Origin of the sequence: Myxococcus sp. AM009, assembly GCF_013372605.1 — a bacterium.
GTDB classification, from domain to species: domain Bacteria; phylum Myxococcota; class Myxococcia; order Myxococcales; family Myxococcaceae; genus Myxococcus; species Myxococcus vastator.
This window is the reverse complement of record NZ_JABXEP010000336.1, coordinates 1-1,608: the sequence shown is the minus strand read 5'-3', so window position 1 is coordinate 1,608 and position 1,608 is coordinate 1. Positions and strand designations below refer to the sequence as shown.

At 71.5% G+C, this 1,608-nt stretch carries 1 protein-coding gene and 2 pseudogenes; 1 reads left to right on the top strand and 2 read right to left on the bottom strand.

Features of this window, described 5'->3' with window-relative positions:
* Positions 1–124, bottom strand: a pseudogene (locus HV824_RS37875) (metalloenzyme); the annotation flags it as partial.
* A gap of 32 nt (positions 125–156) precedes the next feature.
* On the opposite strand from HV824_RS37875, the gene HV824_RS35655 reads away from it, so the two are divergent.
* Positions 157–1,242 carry a DUF4388 domain-containing protein gene (locus HV824_RS35655; RefSeq protein WP_163787569.1) on the top strand — a complete coding sequence of 362 codons (1,086 nt, stop codon included), beginning with the start codon at positions 157–159 and terminating at the stop codon, positions 1,240–1,242.
* Positions 1,243–1,254: 12 nt separating this feature from the next.
* On the opposite strand, the pseudogene HV824_RS35650 reads toward HV824_RS35655, so the two are convergent.
* A pseudogene (locus HV824_RS35650) lies at positions 1,255–1,608 on the bottom strand (GTP-binding protein); the annotation flags it as partial.

Sequence of the window (1,608 nt, the reverse complement as noted above, 5' to 3'; positions counted from 1 at the left end):
GCAGGGGCGGGCTGGGGGCGTCGTCGAAGTGCGAAAGCAGGTGTTCCCGGCGGGCGAGCGGATTCACGGCCGGGTCCTTCCGGCCAATGCCCACACCATCGATGAACAGGAGCGCGACGCGCACGGCTGGGGACTGTATCCTCGAATCCGACACGCATGGCTCTCCACGGCGACCTCTTCAGTTATCCGCTCCCTGAGTTCCTTCAATGGTTGGACAGCTCCCGCAAGACGGGGACGCTCCAGCTTTCGTGGGAGGCGGGCGAGCGCAAGCTCTTCCTGCTCTCCGGCCAGGTGGGTGCCACCGCCGCCGAAGGGCTGCGCGGACGCGTGGCGCGGCTGCTCACGCTGTCCAAGCTGGCGTCGGGGACGAAGGTGCTGGCCGGCTTCGACGAGCTGGCGCGCACCCCGGACGTGGACGCCGCGTTCGACATCCACGGCATCCAGGCGCGGTGGATTCGCGACCTGGGCCGCGAGGAGCTGTTCGCCGCGATGATGGACCTGACCATCGCCGGCCGGGGCACCTTCCACTGGACGGAGGACGCGGACCGCTCCGGCGAGGACTGGGTGCCGTCCGACATGGGCATCCGCGAGCTGCTCTTCGAGTCCCTGCGCTGGGTGGACGAGCAGTCCGACGTGGACAAGGCGCTGCCCATCGACGCGCTCAGCGTGCGCGCGCTGGCGCCGCCGAGCCCGAGCCAGCCGCTGATGCACCGAATCATCCTGGGGCTGTGCACGTCGCCGCAGAACCTGGGGCGGCTGCGCCTGTCCATGGGCGTGTCCCGCTCCTCGGTGACGCGGCGGGTACACGAGCTGCTGCGGTCGAAGCTGGTGGAGGTGGACGGGGCGCCGCAGGTGGAGGCGGATCCGGTGGCGGAGATGCTGGAGAAGGGCGCGGTGCTGATGCGCGAGGGCCAGTACGACGCCGCGGGCATCGTCTGCGCGTCCCTGCTGGCCAGCGACCCGGCGGACCGGCGCGTGCGCGAGTTCGCCCGGCTGGTGCAGCGCGAGCACGTGGCGGCGCTCTACGCGGACATGCCGCCCCTGATGGTGCCCCTCATGATTCACGACCCGCAGGGGCAGGCGCTGCTCAAGCCCGAGGAGCGGCAGATTGCCGGGCTGGTGAACGGCACCTGGGACGTGTCCACGCTGGTGCTGGCCAGTCCGGCCCGGGAGCTGGAGACGCTCAAGACGCTGGCGAAGCTGCAGCGCATGGGGCTGCTGCAGTTCGTCTCCCCGCGCTGAGCGGGGCGGAGGCTACTCCGCGTTGGGCAGGCCCACCGCGTTGAGCCGGATGAAGACCTGCATCATCACATAGAGGGAGAAGGCGGCGTCATCCACGCGCAGGTGCTGCTGCGTGGCCAGGCCCTGGAGCCGGAGCAGGTCGGCGCCGTCCACGCGGAGCAGGAAGGCCTGCTGCCCCAGGGAACCTTCGCCCGCGAAGGCCAGCGCGCGCCGGATGGCGTCCGTGCAGGCGGTGACGCAGGTGGTGTAGTCCCCCGTCATGAACGCGGCCTCGGCGGCGCGGGCGTGGTCGAACATGTCGCCCGGCGCCAGGGCGCTGGCGGGGCCCAGCAGGGTCGGTCCGGGCTGGGGCACGGGGATGGGGGC

What these genes read in the sequence shown, in the direction of transcription:
- HV824_RS35655 (WP_163787569.1), top strand. Translation starts at nt 157, where the DNA reads ATGGCTCTCCACGGCGACCTCTTCAGTTATCCGCTCCCTGAGTTCCTT.